Genomic DNA, 17,790 nt, shown 5'->3' with positions numbered 1-17,790 from the left:
ATGAATGCAACTTTCAATCGATATTTCGACGAATTACGTGAGACGCGGGTGTGGCGCTCCGTGTTTCGTGGTGGCACGGGATCGAGCACGCTGCATAACTCGATGGCCATCCAGCAAAACGTCTTCCTGCACTTGCTGTCCACCAAAGTGCGCAAGCGCATGCTGGAATTCAACGCGACCTGGTATCTGGGCACGCTGACGCTCGGCACCTTCGTGATTCTCGTGATCACAGGGATTCTGCTCATGCTCTACTACCATCCCTCGGCACCGCAGGCTTACGCCGACACCAAGGATCTGCAGTTCGTCGTTTCTTCCGGGCAGTTTCTGAGGAACCTGCATCGCTGGTCCGCGCACGCAATGGTCTTCCTGGTCTTCGCGCACATGTTTCGCGTGTTTTACCGAGGCGCGTATCGTCCGCCACGCGAATTCAACTGGGTAGTCGGAGTCGTGCTGCTTCTGATCACGCTCCTCCTCAGTTACACCGGATACCTGTTGCCTTGGGATCAACTGGCCTTCTGGGCGATCACGGTTGGATCTAATATCGCGTCGGCCGTTCCAATCGTGGGCGGGAAGGTCCGTTTCCTGATGCTCGGCGGACATTTCGTGAATGCCAATGCCCTGCTCCGTTTTTACGTACTGCACTGCATGATTCTTCCGCTGGTTGCGTTGTTGTTCGTGATGATCCATTTCTGGCGAATCCGCAAGGATGGCGGTCTGTATGCGCGACACAGTGAGCCGGACGTTGTGATGACGACCGCTCCAGTGAGGCCTCCGGTATGAGCGACGTAAAAGATAAGAACAAAGACTTCGTTGCCGCAGTCGGGTCTGATGTCCGCAAGTCGCCGGTGCGGGTAGCGTTTGTGACGCGCCGCACCTCGGCGCAGGTCAAGGCCCATGACGAAGAGGTTGTGCAATCGTTTCCGGAAGTAATCTTCCGGGCCGCGATTGTGATGCAGGTACTCACTATTATCCTGGTGCTGATTTCGCTGTTTTTCAATGCACCTCTGGAAGGACTGGCGGACCCATCGCACACTCCGAATCCCGCCAAGGCACCGTGGTACTTCCTGGGATTGCAGGAATTGCTGCACTACTTTCCGCCGATGGTGGCCGGCGTACTTGTGCCGACGCTGGTCGTTCTCGCACTGATCGTGATTCCATATTTCAACATCAACATCGAAGCAGAAGGTCTATTTACCAAGGACCGCCAAAAACGCCTGCGTATCTTCTGGGTGGTGGCGAGCGTGTTCTCACTATTCCTGCTCGCCTTCGATGTGATAGTGGCACTCGTTCCCACGCTGATCACGGTGGCCCTGATGGCGATGGCCGCCGGCGCAACTGTCGATTCTCCCTCTCGCTTCCGCCGCTCACTGGCGGCAAAACCGCTCTCCTTTTGGATTATGAGCTGGTTCCTCTTTGAACTGGTTGTGCTGACTGCGGTCGGCACCCTTTTCCGCGGCCCGGGATGGTCCTGGGTTCTGCCCTGGAGGAGTTAAGTGCGGCTCCCCGACTCTCTCGAAAAACTTCGTCAGAAATTCTTCGGCAATACGGTGCGTGCCTTCGGTTGGACGAGTCTTTTCCTGCTGATCCTGCTGGCGATCGCTCCCGCCAAGAATCATTTTGCCGAATGGCGGCGCTACCAGCGCGGCTACGAAAAACTGATCAGCAAGCGCAGCGACGCCGTTACACTGAGCCGCCACTTCGAACCCGGCATTCAGCAGATCTGGCTGCCGGAAATGAACGTCGTCGATCGTTGCGAGTCCTGCCATTCGGCGCTCAAAGAACCGACCCTGATGGACGTCACCGCGCAGCCCTACCGTCCGCATCCTCCTATCCCGCATAAGCTCGAACAGTTTGGCTGCTCGGTGTGCCATCGCGGACAAGGCGCTGCAACATCTGTCGAAGAAGCTCACATGAGCACGCTCGCATGGGAAGAGCCTCTGCTGCCCGCAAAGTACCTGGAGTCATCCTGCGGACAGTGTCACCAGCAGGATCTGAAAGGCACTCCGCAACTCAATCTCGGCCGCAAGATGCTGGCGCAATATGGCTGTGTTCACTGCCATACGATCAAGCGTCCTGACGGCAGCGTGATCACCGGCGTGGACGATCCGCCGTCGCTCGCGCACGTCGCCGACAAGACGACACGCGAATGGGTCTACGCCTGGCTGAAAGATCCGCAGGCGTATTCGACTTCCGCGACCATGCCGAATTTCAAATTGAAGGATGAAGACGCCCGCGACATTTCAGCGTTTCTTATTTCTTCGAGCACATCGGCTGGCGTCAAAGTCGTACAAGCTTCGCTCGATCAGGCAAAGAAAGTGAAAGACGACGCCGCTCTTCAGACGAAGGCGGCCAGCCTGTACGGAGAATCGTTCTGTGCTTCATGCCACGCCGTGCAGAATGCCGCCGGCAATCTGGTGGGCGGCAATGTGGGACCGGAACTGACGAAAGTAGGCACCAAGGTAAGGCCGGAGTGGCTGCAGGCCTGGGTGCGCAATCCACACGATTACGATCCGCCCACGGGCATGCCGCACTATCGCTTCACGGATCAGGAAGTCGGCCTGCTCACTGGCTTCCTAATGGGCAAGTCAGACTCTGATTTGCTCGCGAACGTTCACCTCGATACTGCCACGCAAGAACAGATTGATCACGGCAAGCGCCTCGTGAATGACTATGGATGCGCGTCCTGCCATGAGATTAACGGCATCAAGCATCCCGACAATTTTGCGCCGGAGCTGACACGGATCGGAAGCAAGCCGGTGAGTCAATTGGCATTCGCGGCCGGTGTTCCGCACACGCTCTACGACTACATCAACGCAAAGATTCGTCAGCCGCGCGCCTTCGGGTCGGGATTGAAAATGCCGCAGTATACGTTCTCGACCGCGCAGGTGGATGCTCTCGAGAACGCTTTGCTCTCCCATAACGAACGGTCTCTCACGATGCCCGCCGCAAAAACGGTGGCTGCTCTTCCCGCTTCGCATTATGAGCCTGCCGGCGCAGCAGGCAAGCTGATCAAAGATCTGAACTGCTTCTCTTGCCACGCCATCAACGGCCGTGGCGGCGACATGGCTCCCGACCTTACATGGGAGGGCAGTTCGGTGCAGCGGGAATGGCTGGTGCAATTCTTTCGCAATCCGAACACGCTGCGGCCAGCGTTGATTCGCCGCATGCCCAAGTTCAACCTGACGGACGCGGAAATCAATACGCTGACCGACTACATCATGGCGGTCTACCAGTCTCCGAAGATCGACCGCGATGCGATGCCGATGTCCGGCTATTCCGCCGGAGAAGTTGAATTGGGCAAACAACTCTACTATTCCAAATTCGCATGCCAGGGTTGCCACATCATCGACACCAAACAGGACAAGGGCTACGTCGGTCCGACATTGACGCATGTCGGCTCCCGCCTGAGTGCGGCGTGGGTCTATAACTGGATGAAAGACCCGCAAGCGCTCCGTCCCGGCACACAGGAGCCGAAGCGCAATATGAGCGACGATGACGCCCGCGCCCTGACCGCATTCCTGATGAGCCAAAAAGGGCGCGAAGCGCAGGAGGCGAAAAAGCGATGACGTATCAGTCCAAGAAATCCGGTAAGCGGACTGCCGCTGGGAGCGCGCTTGTTTTGTCTCTTGCGCTCCTCCTTTGCAATTTGGCCTGTTCGCGCTCTTCGACTTCTTCCGCGCCGTTGCCGAAGCCAACCGCATACGGGACCGCGATTGTGGAATCGAGCGGCGGCAAGCAGGCTGCCGCAGTAGGAACACCCCTCGCTCAGCCCGTAGTTCTGCAAGTCAATGACGAGCAAGGCAACGCCTTACCGGGCGCTCTGGTCACGCTCCGCGGACCAAACGGCGTCTATCTCGATCCGGCAACTGGACTCACCGACTCCAGCGGACAGTTCACCAGCAACGTTTCCCTCGGCGTGGTTCCCGGACGCTATCAAATTACTGCGAGCACAGCGACCAAGGCCGGTAAAGTTGTTGATCTCAAAGTCGAAGAGGTCGCGCTCGGCTACCAGGAAATGTTGGGCAGCCAACTCAATGACCAGTACTGCGCACGATGCCACAATCAGGAATCAAGCGCCGAGCGTGTATCGAACTACGACAACCTCGAAACCAAGCCACATCCCTTTACAGAAGGCGATACGCTCAACAAAATGACGGATGCCGACCTGACTGCGATCATCTCCCACGGAGGGCCGGCACTCAATAAATCTCCGCTGATGCCACCGTACGGATATACTTTGTCGAAATCCGAGATGCAGGCGGTGATCGCTTACATCCGAATGATTTCCGATCCCCCTTACGGAGCTCCCGGAATTGTTTACGCGCAGCAGTAAAAGGTTGTGGCTGGTGGTCGTGTTGGGCCTGGCATCGCTGGCGACAGCACAAACGCTCACTCCTGCTGAAATCAAGGAACCGCAAATGCGGGCGCTGCAGGAGAAATACTTCCAGCAGCTGCAAACCGCAGGGGCCGAAATTCAGGGACACATCTTCCCTTACGCCTTCTATTTCAGCCGCGTCCTCGATCTTGAGTTGGCCCAGCAGGAGCACGCCGACCAACGTTCCCTTCGCTTCGACAACTACAGTGGCTTGACCGTCGTCGAGTTGACCGGCAATTACTTCGCGTCCTATTCCGGAGATATGGTGGACAAAAGCCATCGCGCTCTCCGCACGTTTCAGGACGTCATGATGCCCATTGTGGACATCGCCGTGCACGAACTCAAAGACATCCCGGAAATCGAAGGCTTCGCGATGGAGATTTCTCATCACGTCCGCGGCAAGGCGATGGGTATGAAGATGGAGCGCCCAGAGAACTTGGTGTTTGTATTACCCAAAGACGCTGCCCTGCGACTGGTCAACGGTAAGACTGAAAACGATCGTCAGGCGGCCGTCCTCGATGGACAATTCTTTATCAACGGTGAGCCCTTTGTCCTCTATCTGAGCGATCGCGCCGCGCAGGAAGCAGCGCGCATCGATGCGCAGAACCAGGATCCGGCCGCCAGCAGGGATTCCAGCCGAAAATCCAAATCGTCAAAAGCAGCAGAGAGCACCGCCGCCCCGCGTGCCTTTCCGCGCATGACGCCACCCGAACCTCCTCCAGCCCCGCCTCGCGACACTTCGGCTGAGGCGCTTGCGAAGACTCAGGCGTCTTATCAAAAAGTGACGGATCTGGTGGTGAAAGAAATCGATGCGCAGGCGCACTTTGTAGCCTACGCGCCACCTGCGATGGTCGCGTTCCGCAAAGGAGCGTATCTCGAATTTTCGGTGACGACCACTTTGCCGGCGGCCGCGGCGGGCAGCCGCTACAAGATGGCAGCTCTTGCATTTGACGATCACATCGGACATCTTCTCCGTCCCGTGATGGCCTACTACAAGGGTGAACTTGATTTCGACGGCATCGCTTTCAGCACCACCATCCATCTGCAGGACAAAGTGCCCGCCAGTCAAGGCAATGAAGCAGTCGAGTTCTTTTTCCCCACGACTGCATTGCGTTGCTACGAGGCGTACGATTGCACGGGACAACAGCTCATTGACCAGGCGTCTGTCCTTATTAACGGGGAACGCGTGAGTCTGGACCTACAGGGCGCCGAGGCGGGGAACCGCTGAGCACCGCAAAGGGCGTGTAAATACTAAGTGATCCCAATTCCTGCAAAGAACGCTAGGTCGTTGACTTTTCGTACCGCCAATCTTAGGACCTCGGAGTTCAACCAGCCTTAGTGTTCAGCTACGCTCACCCTCCACTCCTATCACGTTATTAAATTGTGGCTTGGTCGATCCCCTTCAGTTTCCCCTCACATCAACGCCGCAGTAATCGGTCATGCCATCACGAATATTTCGACTTTGGAACGAGATATATAGGGATCAAAGCTGTCTCCCTATGCTTATATTTAAGATCGCAAAGCTAATACCTGTTAAAGGGGACTTTGGCAGATAATAGGGAAAGCCCTGAAGAGTTTGCGCGCAACCTTGGACGAAGTCAGCGTTCTATGGCTATGCAGTCGCCGGACGGAAGATTGATGGATGACTCCGCTCCCACCGTCTCACCGGCGGAGGGAGAGCTTCAGTCAGTTGCCGACGAAAAGGCAACGGGCTGGAAACCTTCTCGCAAGTTGCTGGCATTCGCGACGATCTTCCTTGTATTTCTTGCCGGTCTGTCCTTCCTGGTGATTCGTAAGTCAGGGACACAGCGAAGCGGGCCGGGGACCTCCGCTCAAACTCCTGGAACGTCCCACCTCCTTCGTCTCAAGGGAACTACGGAAGCGGTCCAGGCGCGCGCGATTCTGGCTCCCGCTCTCTCGGGACAAACGGTGAGTACGCTGACGATCACGCGGCTGCTGACTGGTGGAAGCAAGGTTAAGGCAGGTGACTTGTTGGTGGAATTCGACCGCCAGGCACAGATGAGAGATTTTCTCGACAAGCAAACGGAGTACAACAAACTGGTGGGCCAAGTCGCCGAAAAGCAAGCGAAGGAAGATGCGATCCGCGCCAAGGACGAGACCGATCTCCATCAAGCGGAGAGCGCCCTCAAGAATGCCGACCTGGATATGAAGAAGGTCGAATTGATGTCGCGCATTGATGTGGAAAAGACCCAGCAGAATCAGGAGCAGGCCAAGGCGACGCTGCAGCAATTAAAAGAAACCTTTGAGCTGAAACGCAGCGCAGCGCGCGCTGCGATCCGCATTCTTGAGATCCAACGCGACCGGACGCAACGGATCATGCGAAATGCGCAAAGCAACGCCGATCTCATGCAGATTCATTCTCCGTTGGACGGAGTCGTCGTGTTGAACACGATCTGGAAGAACGGCAGAATGGGCGAGGTGCAGGAGGGAGATCAGGTACAGCCTGGTGTTCCCTTTATGCGGGTCGTCAATCCTTCGGCTATGCAGGTGCAGGTATTGGTCAATCAGGAAGACATACTCGGTCTTCGAATCGGCCAGGATGCAAACGTGCGACTGGATGCCTATCCAGAGTTCGTGCTTCCCGGCAAGTTGGAGCAGATTGCACCAATCGCCAGGAGCGGGGATTTTTCCTCCAAGGTGCGAACTTTCTCGACAATTTTTTCGATACAAGGCACTGACGCCCGGCTTATGCCCGACCTTTCGGCTGCGGTCGACCTAACAGTGGATCCCGCCGGTGGCGAGATGAAGGCGGAGCGATGATCGCCAGGCTGCAAGCACTCTGGAAATACCGGCCTGCGCTGTTGCTAGGGGTGTTTGTTTTCGTGGTTCTCACAGTATTGGTTGGCGCAGTCGGATTAACGAACCGGCCGCCATCTGTTCCGACCGCTGAGGTCACGCGCGGCGAATTTGTCGATTCGCTGTCGTTGCGTGGTGAGGTGAAAGCGCTTCGATCGCTCACCCTCTCCGCCCCGGCCGAAGCTGGCGATCTCCAGATCGTAAAGATTGCGACGGATGGATCCCAGGTCAAGAAGGGCGATTCGGTAGTCGAATTTGACAAGACGCGCACCGAGCAAGACCTGGCCCAATACAAGTCAGCTTTGAAATCGGCGCAGGCGGAAATCGACCAGGCGCGTGCGGAAGCGCGCCTCTCCGAAGAAGGGAATGTTACTGCCGTTGCCAAGGCGAAATACGACGTCGAGACTGCAAAGCTCGAAGCCGGCAAGCAGGAGATTATTTCAGCGATCGAAGGCGACAAAAATCGGTTGAAAGTTGGCGATGCCGAACAGCGCCTGCGGGAAGCGGAACAGAAACAGAAGTCCGATCGCGAGGCCAGTAAGGCAGCGATCGCAAACAAAATCCAGGGGAGCAAGAAGGCGACTTTCGATGCGCAGCGTGCCGAGCGGGCCTTGAGCGAAATGACGCTGCGCGCCCCTTCGGATGGCATGATTTCGTTGCTGCAACTGTGGCGCGGTGAAGGACAGGCTGCGTTCAAGGCCGGCGATCGGGCATGGCCGGGAGCGCCCATTGCCGAATTTCCCGACGTTTCCACGCTACGGGTATCGGCCCGGGTGGACGAAACCGAACGCGGCCGGCTAAAGAGCGGTCAGGAAGTGAACGTGCAATTCGACGCGATTCCGGACCGCCAGTTTACGGGCCGCATCGACCTGATCAGTGGCGCGGCAACGACTGATTTTTCCAGCGGCTGGCCGTTTCCGAGAAATTTCACTTTCCTGGTTCTGCTCGATCAGAGTGACGCCCGGCTCAAGCCGGGGATGAGCGCGCAATTGAGTGTCGTAGTCGATAAGGTCAGAGAGGCGCTCACGATCCCAATCGCGGCATCGTTCCAGAAATCCGGACGTTCAGTTGTGTATGTACTTCGCGGTTCGAAATTTGAAGAGCGAGAAGTGAAAGAAGATCGTCGGAGCGGTGATCGCATTCTCGTTGCCAATGGGCTGCGCTCCGGGGAGCGCGTGGCTTTGAAGGATCCTTCGAACAAGGAGTGACATCGTTGTGAGCGGCGTGCGCAAGATTTGGCTGCTAGTTGGCATCCTGCTGGCCCTTGGCCTCGGGGTGGCCGCCGCATTCCACTGGGCTTCACCGGTCAGCGAGAGTGACGACATCCCATCGGTGCAGGTGAAGCGCGGGGATCTCGATTCCAAAATCCATGCCACCGGGGAAGTGCGAGCCACTCTCTCCGCGATGCTTGCCGCTCCTCAAATCGGAGGTGGATCGCTCCAGATTACTCACCTTCTCCATACCGGAGTGCCCGTCAAGAAAAACGATGTGGTGATCGAATTTGATCCCGCCGAGCAACAGTTCAAGATGGAACAGAGCCGCTCCGAGCTGGAAGAGGCGGATGAGGAGATCGCACAAGCCAAGGCGGATGCTTCAGTGCAAGCCGCGCGGGATAAGGTCGCACTCTTAACAGCTCGCTTCGATGTCCGCCGCGCGGAACTCGAAGTTGGCAAGAACGAACTAGCGAGCGCGATCGATGCCAGGAAGAACGACCTGGCGCTCGATCAGGCGCGGCGGGTGCTGGCGCAACTCGAACAGGACGTCAAGTCCCATACTGTCTCGGGACAAGCCATGATCGGACTTGCCCAAGAGAGGCGCCATAAAGCAAAGTTAGCCATGGAGCAGGCGCAACAGAACATCGAGAAGATGAGAGTGCGCGCTCCCTTGGATGGCGTAGTGGCCGTCGAAAAGAATGAGGGCTCCAATGGTGAGTTTTTCGGGGGAGGAATGGCCCTACCCGATTACCATGAAGGGGATCAGACGGGTCCAGGCACGACGATCGCGCGCGTTATCGATCCCGCGACCATGGAGGTGTCTGCCAAGCTCGACGAGCGAGAGCGCAGCAATGTGAAAGTGGGACAGGCGGCAAGAATCCAACTGGATGCTTTGCCGAATCAGACTTTTCAAGGTTCGGTGAAGACCATTTCCGGGATAGCCTCAAGAAACTTCTTCGATGAAGTGACAGGGGGACAATTTGAAGTTACGGTGCAGTTGCCAGGTTCCGATCCGCGGCTGCGAGCCGGCTTTACCGTGCAGATGGTGATCGAGGGCAACGCCCGCAAGAATATTCTTTACGTGCCGCGCCAGGCAGTGTTCATGAAAGACGGGAAACGCGTGGTATACGTCAAGCGGGGCAAGACGTATGAAGCTCGCGAAGTGAAGGTCGAAGCAGAGACCGAGAGTCGCACTGCTGTGGATGGGCTCGCGGCCGACACGCAGATCGCATTTGTTGATCCCACGATCCCTCGGAAATCGTCCAGTCATTCCTCGACAGAACCGAGTTTGAGTGGAGGGACGCGCTGAATGACGGAGACAAGCGCCAAATTCGAAACACTCCGGGCGCGCGCGATCCGGTGGATTGGCCGTTGGACGCCTGACTTCAGCCTGGGATTGCAGAACCTGCTGGCTCACCGACTGCGTACGCTGCTCACCATGCTAGGCATGATCTTTGGCGTGGCAGCAGTGGTCTCCATGCTTTCCATAGGGGCCGGTGCTCGCCAAAGAGTGATGGCGTTCATCGAACAGATGGGTGTGCACAACCTGATTGTGGAGGCTAAAGAGACCACCGATTGGCAGGCTCATCAGAAAATCCGCCAAGTCTCACCTGGCCTGACCTTGCAGGATTACCGCGTGATTCGCGATAACCTCAGCGATGTTGCCGCCTCCACCGCCCGGAAACGCTACGTGCCGACGAAGACAATTCCCAAGGCGCGGATGGACACCCCCACCGTGTATGGCGTCAGCCCTGAATACACGATCATTGGAGGGCTTCGCGTAACTGAGGGCAGCTTTTTCGATGACGACCAGGAAAAACACGGCGCCCCGGTATGCGTGTTGGGCGCGGGCGCAAAGGCCAGCCTGTACGGCGCGGCGAACTCTGTCGGTCAGTATGTGAAGCTCGATGAACAGTGGTTCCGTGTGATCGGCACGGTGGCTCCTCAGGTTGCCGCTCAAACCGACCTGCCTGACGTGCCGTCGGAAGACTTGAACAACATTATCTACGTTCCCTTGAATGCAGCAATGTTTCGACTTGAGAACACATACAGCAGAAGACGCGACGAGATCGACGGAATTTATCTGAACGTGAAGGACAGCGATCAACTAGTACCAAGTTCGCAGGTCGTGCGGGCAATCCTCGAATCGTCGCACCACGGTGCCGCCGACTTCAGCGTAATTGTGCCCGCAGAATTGCTGGCGGAACAGAAACGGACGGAGCGCCTCTTCAGCGCTGTCATGGTGGCGATCGCGTCAATCTCCCTGCTCGTAGGCGGCATCGGGATCATGAACATCATGTTGGCCAGCATTCTCGAGCGCACACGCGAAATCGGTGTACGACGCGCCGTGGGTGCGCGCCAGTCTGATATCGTGCGCCAGTTTGTGGTTGAGGCAATCATGATTTCCTTTGTGGGTGGAACTTTCGGCATCGCCTTCGGCTTTGGGATGTCACGCCTGATTGCGGTGCTCGCGGGATGGTCAACCATCGTGACTGCGCCTTCGATCCTGCTTGCGTTTCTCGTTTCGATTTCGGTGGGGTTGGTATTTGGCATCTACCCGGCGATGAAGGCAGCACGGCTCGACCCGGTGGAGGCCATCCGGTACGAATAGCCCGCGCTTGCGCCGCGAATTCTTGCAGGGAAACTAAACAATGTGGAGGCTGAGATGAAACTCCGTTTACTTTGGGCCCTTCTTCTGCTGGGTACTCTGTCGTTTGCGCAGAACATCTATGAGCGGGAGACTTTTCATGCGCTCAGCAGTCCGCAAGTCATCTCCGACCAACTTCCCGCACCGAAATACCTTCAGGAGCACGTCGTGGACGGCAAGTTGCGCCTCAGCCTAGAGGAAGCGATCATCGCGACGCTGATGAGTAACAGCAATGTCCGCCTGCAGGAACTAAACGTTGAAGATTCGAAGTTCTCGCTGCTACGGGCGCACTCGACATTTGATCCTGCCCTGTCAGTCAGCTTCAACGCCCAGCGTGCGACGTTTCCAGCCAATTCCGACCTCCAAGGGGCTCCAATCCCCACTTCACTCCTTCAGGCCTCGAAAGTAGATTACGGCCAGACGCTCGAGACCGGGACGAATCTGCAAGTCGGCTTCACCGCCAATCGGTTTGCCACCAACGACTCGAACATTTTCCTCAATCCCTCCATCACGTCAGGTTTGAATTTCCAGATTACGCAGCCCTTGCTTCGAAATCGATGGTTGTTCGCAAACCGCGCGCCCCTGGTCATCGCACGCCGAAACGTCCGCATCTCCCTGGCGAGCTTCGAGGCTCAGGTGAACGATGCCGTTCTGAATACTGTTACGCAGTACTGGAACGTCGTACTGGCCCGCGGGAGTGTGGAAATCGCAAAGAAATCTCAAGACGCTGCCGACGCCAGCTACAAGCGCGCTAAGCGCGAGCTCGAATTAGGGGCATTGGCTCCGCTCGACATTTATCGTTCCGAGTCGCAGGTTGCAACCCGGCGTGTACAAGTGATCCAGGCCGAGTACGATCTGAAGCGGACCGAGGACGCTCTCCGTTTTACGCTCGGAGCGTCCGTCGACCCGCTTCTTCGAGCCCTTGACCTTGACCTTACAGAAATGCCGGTGCGTGACGAGGCCGCTTTCGATATCGACGCGACGACCGCACTCCAGCAGGCGATGGAAGTCCGTCCCGAACTCGAGGCCCTGAGGCAGGCGCTCGCCAATGACGACGTGAGCATCCGACTCGCTCACAATAACCTGTTGCCAGATCTGCGGCTGGCGGGAAACTATGCTGGCAATGGAGTGGCAGGTAGTCCAAGCGGCGGTCTGGGCGATTCACTGAACCAGGCTTTCACGTTTGGCTATCCGACATATGGCTTCTCGCTCAGCCTGAATCTCCCGATCAAGAACCGGTCTGCGCAAGCCGAGCTTGGTACAGCAATGGTTTCGCGGCGCCGCGACCTGTACTCCGAACGGCGACTGAAGGAGCAGATCACGCTGGATGTTACGAATGCAGTTCACCAACTGGAAGAAGCGAAACTCAGCTTAGCTGCCAGCCGGCAAGCGCTCGACCTTTCGCGCAAGAACCTCGCTGCCGAACAGAGGAAAATCGAACTAGGTACCGAGCAGGTTTTTTTTGTGCTGGACGCGCAAAAGGAAGTCGCGCAAGCAGAGACGATTGTCCTGCAAGCTGAAGTCAATTATCAACTCGCAGTTACATTGGTACAGCACGCAACCGGCAAACTCCTGGAGCCTTATCGCATGCAAGTGAAGGAATTGACCCGATAAGCGCGTAACGTATACCGAAGACCACCGCGTTGAGGTTATGCATTGCGGAAAAAGCCACGCTGACATGATGGGTTGCGAGAGGCCATCCTCCAATGAAAATCGGCACGAGCTTCCAGACCGAGAAGTCCAAACAACTCTACCAGCGTGCGTCGCGCTTGTTGATCGAAGGAGGGAGTTCTCCATCGCGAGGCCCGGCGAACTATGGTGAGTACCCGATGTTCATCGAGCGTGGGAAAGGCTCACGTCTCTATGACGTGGATGGCAACGAATACATCGACTGGATGATGGGGTTCGGAGCGCTGCCACTCGGTCATGCCGATCCGGATGTCTCGCGGTCGATCGCGGAAGGAGCAGCCACGGGAGCGCACTTCGCCACCGCAACCGCAATTGAGGTAGAGGTTGCGGAGTTACTCCAGAAGATCGTGCCCAATGCGGAAGTGGTGCGATTTGCAAATACCGGCACAGAAGCGGTCATGGCCGTGCTGCGAATCGCCCGTGGATTTACGGGACGGCCGAAAATCCTTAAGTTCGAAGGTCATTATCACGGGTGGTACGACGACGTCTTGATCGCGTCCAATCCGTTACCGCCCGAACAGGTTGATCTGGGAAATATTCCCGTCCGAGCCGTAGACAGTGCTGGTCTGAATCGCCATGCCCTCGACGACACGATCGTTGTGCCATGGAACGATCTACCGGCACTGGAGAATACGTTGCAATCGAATCCGGGCGAGGTCGCTGCCGTCATCACGGAAGGCATCATGGCGAATATGGGCGTTATCCCGCCTGCTCCTCGATATCTCGAAGGCTTGCAGAGTCTCGCGCGCCAACATGGCGCACTTTTTATTCTTGATGAAACAGTCACCGGATTCCGCATCGCACCCGGTGGATGCCAGGAGTACTACAAGCTCTCCCCGGATATGGTGACGTTTGGCAAGGCGCTGGGAAGCGGGTTGCCGGTCGCGGCGTTTGCCGGACGTGCGGATGTGATGCGCGCACTTTCAGGCGGAGCCGTTCTACACTATGGGACCCACAATGCTTCCCGTATCGGAATGCACGCGGCGCGTGCGAATCTTACGAAACTTACCGCCAATAACGGCGCCGCATTTCGCTATATCTGGAATCTGGCCGACCAACTGGCTTCGGGCCTGACCTCGTTATTTGCTCGCAAAAGTATTCCAGCCATTGTGCAGCGCGTCGGACCAATGTTTCAGATCATGTTCACTGACAAACCCTGCATCCGCGACTACCGTGAGTTCTGCCGCTATGTGGATCGCAAGAAATATCAACGTCTTTCGTGGAAGCTCTTTGAACACGGCGTGTATACCAGTCCCGCGGCCACGCTTCATTCGATTGTCACCGTGGCACACACGCCGGAAGACGTCGAAAAGACACTTGCGTCGATGGAACTGTCGCTCGCGGCCATTGATTGAAGCGACGAAGTACCGATCGTCTGGTAGAGGCACTCGAAAAAAATGAAAATAGTTTTTCTGGGAGGCGGCCGCATTACAACCGCAATGCTCGCCGGACTGCGTCTTGCTGGTTGCCGGCACCACCTCGCAGTGCACGATCCTCATCCGCGCAAACTGAAGCGCATCAAGAAGGAGTTCGCCGTGACCACCGAGCCAAGTCTGGCCGGTGCGGTGGCCCATGCCGATCTTCTGGTCGTCGCGGTCAGACCGGAATCTGTTCACGATCTTCTGTTGGACTTACAGAAAGCGATTCCGTTGAATTTCAAACGAGGCTGCTCCATGCTCGCGGTCAGTCTCGCAGCGGGCGTGACTCTCGCTGCGCTGCGCCATGTGTCTGGCAAGCGTGTTGTTTGGGCTCGAGCCATGCCCAGTCCGGTCTGCCGGACGGGGAACGGCCTGACTGCTCTCACGTTTGACCGGAAAATGCCTAGTATTTCTCGCGATCAAATCCGCAGGGTATTTGCGTCAGTGGGCACGGTTTTGGAAGTGCCGGAGAGTCAGTTTGACGCGTTTACCGTGAACTATTCTTCGAGCCACGGTTATCATGCTCTCGCCGCTTTGGCGGAGGCTGCCGTTGCGAACGGATTGGATCGCAGGATTGCCCTGCTATCGGCCGCGCATGCGCTGGCGGACGGAATTATCGCGTGGCGAAAAGGGAAGATTCCGCTGGATCGCTTGTTGAGGGAAGCGGCGACACCCGGCGGAGTCGCTGAAACAACCATGGCGGCGATGAATCGACGTGGCTACCAGCATGCGGTTGACGCCGGATTCCGCGCGGGACTTGCGCGCATGCGCGCAAATGCCAGCCTCGGGCGCCAGCGCACAAAGAACTCCGGCCGGCGTGGCGGACCGGGCGCGATGGAGAGCTAGAAATGAATTTGCAGGACGTCCACAAACGTGCCGGTCAGTTGCTTTCGCTGGAAGGCAAAGTAGCGATCGTCACTGGAGGAGCGTCGGGAATCGGTCGCGGCATCGCAATCCGTTTGGCGGAGTTCGGTGCTGCCGTGGCGGTCCTCGACAAGAACTCCGACGGCACACGCGAGACGGTTCGACGCATTGAGGAGATACACGGGCGAGCGATGGGTGCAGCTTGCGACGTTACCTCCCGCCTCGATTGCCATCGCGCAGTCGAGCAGACGGTGGCGGAATACGGTCGTATCGACATCCTCTGTAACAATGCTGGTATTGCCATCCGCAAAGACACCCTGGCCTTGGAAGAAGAAGAATGGGACACGGTTGTTGACGTGACATTGAAGGGAGTCTACTTGCTGTCCCGCGAAGTGATTCCGCACATGATCCGAGCTGGTGGTGGCGCGATCATCAATACGGGATCGGGATGGTCGTTGAAAGGCGGGCCCAAAGCTGCCGCCTATTGTGCGGCGAAGGGTGGCGTCCTGAATCTGACGAGAGCGATGGCCATCGATCACGGGAACAACAATATTCGCGCGAACTGCGTTTGCCCGGGTGACATCGACACTCCGATGCTGGCATCAGAGTGCCGCCAGTTGAGCGAAGACAGTGTCCAGTTCATGAAAGATGCAGCGCGCCGGCCTCTGGCGCGAGTGGGGACGCCGGAAGATGTCGCCACTGCCGTCTTGTTTCTGGCGAGCGACATGTCGAAATGGATCACCGGTACTCACTTGGTTGTGGATGGAGGCGGTCTCGCCTGATGCTTGACGAGTATTCTTGCCCAGAACTCGGGGAGTCCCGGCGGACTCTAGTTGGACAAACCCACTCTGCCCAGGTATTTGATAAAACGCGGATCGCCGCGCAAGTCATCATAGTCAGGGTTCACTTTCAGCGATGTAAGCGATGTGGAGTGGCTCCCCAAGCACTTCTCCATCCAGGTAAAAGCCTCTTCTTTGTCCCCGGCCGCCGATACCACGAATAGGATGGTGCCTGGACTGGTGTCGAAAAGATCGCGGTTCCTGTCCAGAATCTGTCTGGCCTCGTCGCGGTGTCCAATCCTGGCGCTCAGAATGCTGAAATTGGATTGATAATCGAGAGGGGTCGCGCCTGCCTGACGCAGAGCCTCGAGCGCTGCCTGTGCTTCCTCTTGCATCCCTTGACGGGCGTACGAGCGCATCATCCAGGAGTAGGAACTCAGGAATCCCGGATCCATTTCCAACGCTTTGCGGGATTGTGCAATGACCTCATTGTAGCGGCGGGCGAAGTAGAGAATTTTGGCGCGGTCGGCCACGATCGCAACCGACAGCGGATCGAGTTCTTCCGCGCGTCGCAGCTCCTCCAACCCTTCGTCGAAGCGTCCCTGGGCTGCCAGATACTCGCCGTACCAATGGTGAGCGATAGCGTCATTGGGATTCAGTGCAATCGCCTGCTTGTATTCCCGCTCCGCTTTCGGCCAGTTCCATTCATAATTCATCGCGATCAAGCCGAGTGCGGCGTGTGCTTCCGCATTTTCCGGATCCAGAACCAGGGCTTGCCGTGCCGCCTGTTCGGCTTTGGGAAGGGCGATGGTTGCGGGTTCGACCCCCCAGCCACCTTCAAAAATATAGGCGCCGGCCAGGCCGACATAGGCCTGCGCGAAATCGGCATCGCGTGCGATCGCCTGCTGAAAATACTTCTCTCCGTCCTTCGCGCCGGCGGCAGTCCGCTTGTTCCAGAAAAATCGTCCTTTCAGATAGAGCAGGTTGGCGTCGGAGTTAATCGCGCGGGACCGCCTCATGCGCGCCTGCTCCTCGGGCGTCATCGTGGCCCTGACCGCCGCTCCAATCGCACGCGCAATTTCCGACTGCAGGTTCTGCGCTTCCGCCAGGGGACGCTCATAGGATTCCGCCCACACGTGCTGCTCCGGATTGGCCTGCACCAGCTGGGCCGTGATATGCACGTTCCCATTGCGCTGCGAAACCGTGCCTTCGACGATGGCATCGACTTTGAGTTCACGCGCAATCTCCGGCAGCGTCTTGCGCGTGCCCTTGTACTGCATTACCGAAGTCCGCGAAATCACCCGCAGGGCGCGGATCCGCGCCAGTTCCGTGATCAGGTCGTCGGTCACTCCATCGGCGAAGAATTCCTGTTCGGCGTCCTGTGACAGATTGGTCAGGGGCAGCACGGCAATTGATCGGATCTCCCGGGCTGCGCTCGCCTTGCCGGCCCGTTGGAAAAACGGAACGAACAAAACGACTCCGGCGAGGACCAACGCCGCTCCCGCCAATCCCGCGACTATTTTCCAGTTCGGCTGCCCCGTCCTGCCTGTTGGCTCGGCGATTTCTGATGGAGGTGATTGCTGTTCGACAGGAACGGCTGCGGAGAGTGCGAATCCCTGCCCGTTCGGCACGATTCGAACCGGCGCCACAAACCGGTAGCCGCGCTTGGCGACCGTTTGAATGATCTGAGCATCTCCAACAGGTTCGCCTAGAGCCTTGCGCAATTGTGAGATGTTCTGCGCCAGGCTTACTTCCTCGACAAATGTATCCGGCCACAACCGATGCATCAGCTCATCTTTGGACATCAGGCGACCGGGATTCTCCACTAACGCCACCAGCGTGTCGAAGACCTTCGGAGCCAGGGCGATCGCGTCCCCATTTCGCAGCAGGCGTCGTTCCGCCGTCTCCAGACGAAAGTCGTTGAATTCGAAAGTGGGCTGCATCCGTAGGTGTCCGAGTTTTCGCCGTTATTGGAGGGGGGAAATGT

General features: G+C 57.4%; 14 protein-coding genes. 13 read left to right on the top strand and 1 reads right to left on the bottom strand.

Annotation, left to right across the window (positions count from 1 at the left end):
• The 13 genes from HY010_17585 to HY010_17525 all read left to right on the top strand — a co-directional run bounded on the left by HY010_17585 (window position 1) and on the right by HY010_17525 (window position 15,806).
• The gene (locus HY010_17585) at window positions 1-780 is read left to right on the top strand and encodes a cytochrome b N-terminal domain-containing protein (protein MBI3477548.1); all 780 of its coding nucleotides are present in this window, start codon (window positions 1-3) and stop codon (window positions 778-780) included.
• Complete coding sequence (locus tag HY010_17580) at window positions 777-1,493, top strand: hypothetical protein (GenBank protein ID MBI3477547.1); 717 nt, start codon at window positions 777-779, stop codon at window positions 1,491-1,493. The genes HY010_17585 and HY010_17580 overlap by 4 nt, the downstream gene beginning before the upstream one ends.
• Window positions 1,494-3,566: a c-type cytochrome gene (locus tag HY010_17575; protein MBI3477546.1), complete on the top strand. Its 2,073-nt coding sequence runs from the start codon at window positions 1,494-1,496 to the stop codon at window positions 3,564-3,566. It abuts the gene before it with no gap.
• On the top strand, window positions 3,563-4,333 hold the full coding sequence (locus tag HY010_17570; GenBank protein MBI3477545.1) for a c-type cytochrome: 771 nt from the start codon (window positions 3,563-3,565) through the stop codon (window positions 4,331-4,333). Before HY010_17575 ends, HY010_17570 begins: the two co-directional genes overlap by 4 nt.
• Complete coding sequence (locus HY010_17565; GenBank protein ID MBI3477544.1) at window positions 4,314-5,603, top strand: hypothetical protein; 1,290 nt, start codon at window positions 4,314-4,316, stop codon at window positions 5,601-5,603. Before HY010_17570 ends, HY010_17565 begins: the two co-directional genes overlap by 20 nt.
• Before the next feature lie 380 nt (window positions 5,604-5,983).
• On the top strand, window positions 5,984-7,156 hold the full coding sequence (locus HY010_17560; protein ID MBI3477543.1) for an efflux RND transporter periplasmic adaptor subunit: 1,173 nt from the start codon (window positions 5,984-5,986) through the stop codon (window positions 7,154-7,156).
• Window positions 7,153-8,400: an efflux RND transporter periplasmic adaptor subunit gene (locus tag HY010_17555; protein ID MBI3477542.1), complete on the top strand. Its 1,248-nt coding sequence runs from the start codon at window positions 7,153-7,155 to the stop codon at window positions 8,398-8,400. The genes HY010_17560 and HY010_17555 overlap by 4 nt, the downstream gene beginning before the upstream one ends.
• Window positions 8,401-8,407: 7 nt before the next feature.
• A complete protein-coding gene (locus HY010_17550; protein ID MBI3477541.1) occupies window positions 8,408-9,715 on the top strand; it encodes an HlyD family efflux transporter periplasmic adaptor subunit in 1,308 nt (435 codons plus the stop codon).
• Window positions 9,716-11,017: an ABC transporter permease gene (locus HY010_17545; GenBank protein MBI3477540.1), complete on the top strand. Its 1,302-nt coding sequence runs from the start codon at window positions 9,716-9,718 to the stop codon at window positions 11,015-11,017.
• A gap of 54 nt (window positions 11,018-11,071) precedes the next feature.
• Window positions 11,072-12,667, top strand: a complete 1,596-nt coding sequence (locus HY010_17540; GenBank protein MBI3477539.1) for a TolC family protein — start codon at window positions 11,072-11,074, stop codon at window positions 12,665-12,667.
• Window positions 12,668-12,759: 92 nt separating this feature from the next.
• A complete protein-coding gene (locus tag HY010_17535) occupies window positions 12,760-14,097 on the top strand; it encodes an aspartate aminotransferase family protein (GenBank protein MBI3477538.1) in 1,338 nt (445 codons plus the stop codon).
• Between the two features lie 42 nt (window positions 14,098-14,139).
• Window positions 14,140-15,006, top strand: a complete 867-nt coding sequence (locus HY010_17530) for an NAD(P)-binding domain-containing protein (protein ID MBI3477537.1) — start codon at window positions 14,140-14,142, stop codon at window positions 15,004-15,006.
• Between the two features lie 2 nt (window positions 15,007-15,008).
• A complete protein-coding gene (locus tag HY010_17525; protein MBI3477536.1) occupies window positions 15,009-15,806 on the top strand; it encodes an SDR family oxidoreductase in 798 nt (265 codons plus the stop codon).
• A gap of 47 nt (window positions 15,807-15,853) precedes the next feature.
• Here the strand turns inward: HY010_17525 and HY010_17520 are convergent, their stop codons facing one another.
• Entirely contained in the window at window positions 15,854-17,746 is a 1,893-nt protein-coding gene (locus HY010_17520; GenBank protein ID MBI3477535.1) for a winged helix-turn-helix domain-containing protein, read from the bottom strand.
• Window positions 17,747-17,790 lie beyond the last annotated feature (44 nt).

This window comes from Acidobacteriota bacterium, from assembly GCA_016196065.1.
Lineage (GTDB): Bacteria > Acidobacteriota > Terriglobia > Terriglobales > Acidobacteriaceae > Acidiflorens.
The sequence above is the reverse complement of the archived record's forward strand: the minus strand, read 5'-3'. Positions and strand labels throughout refer to the sequence as shown.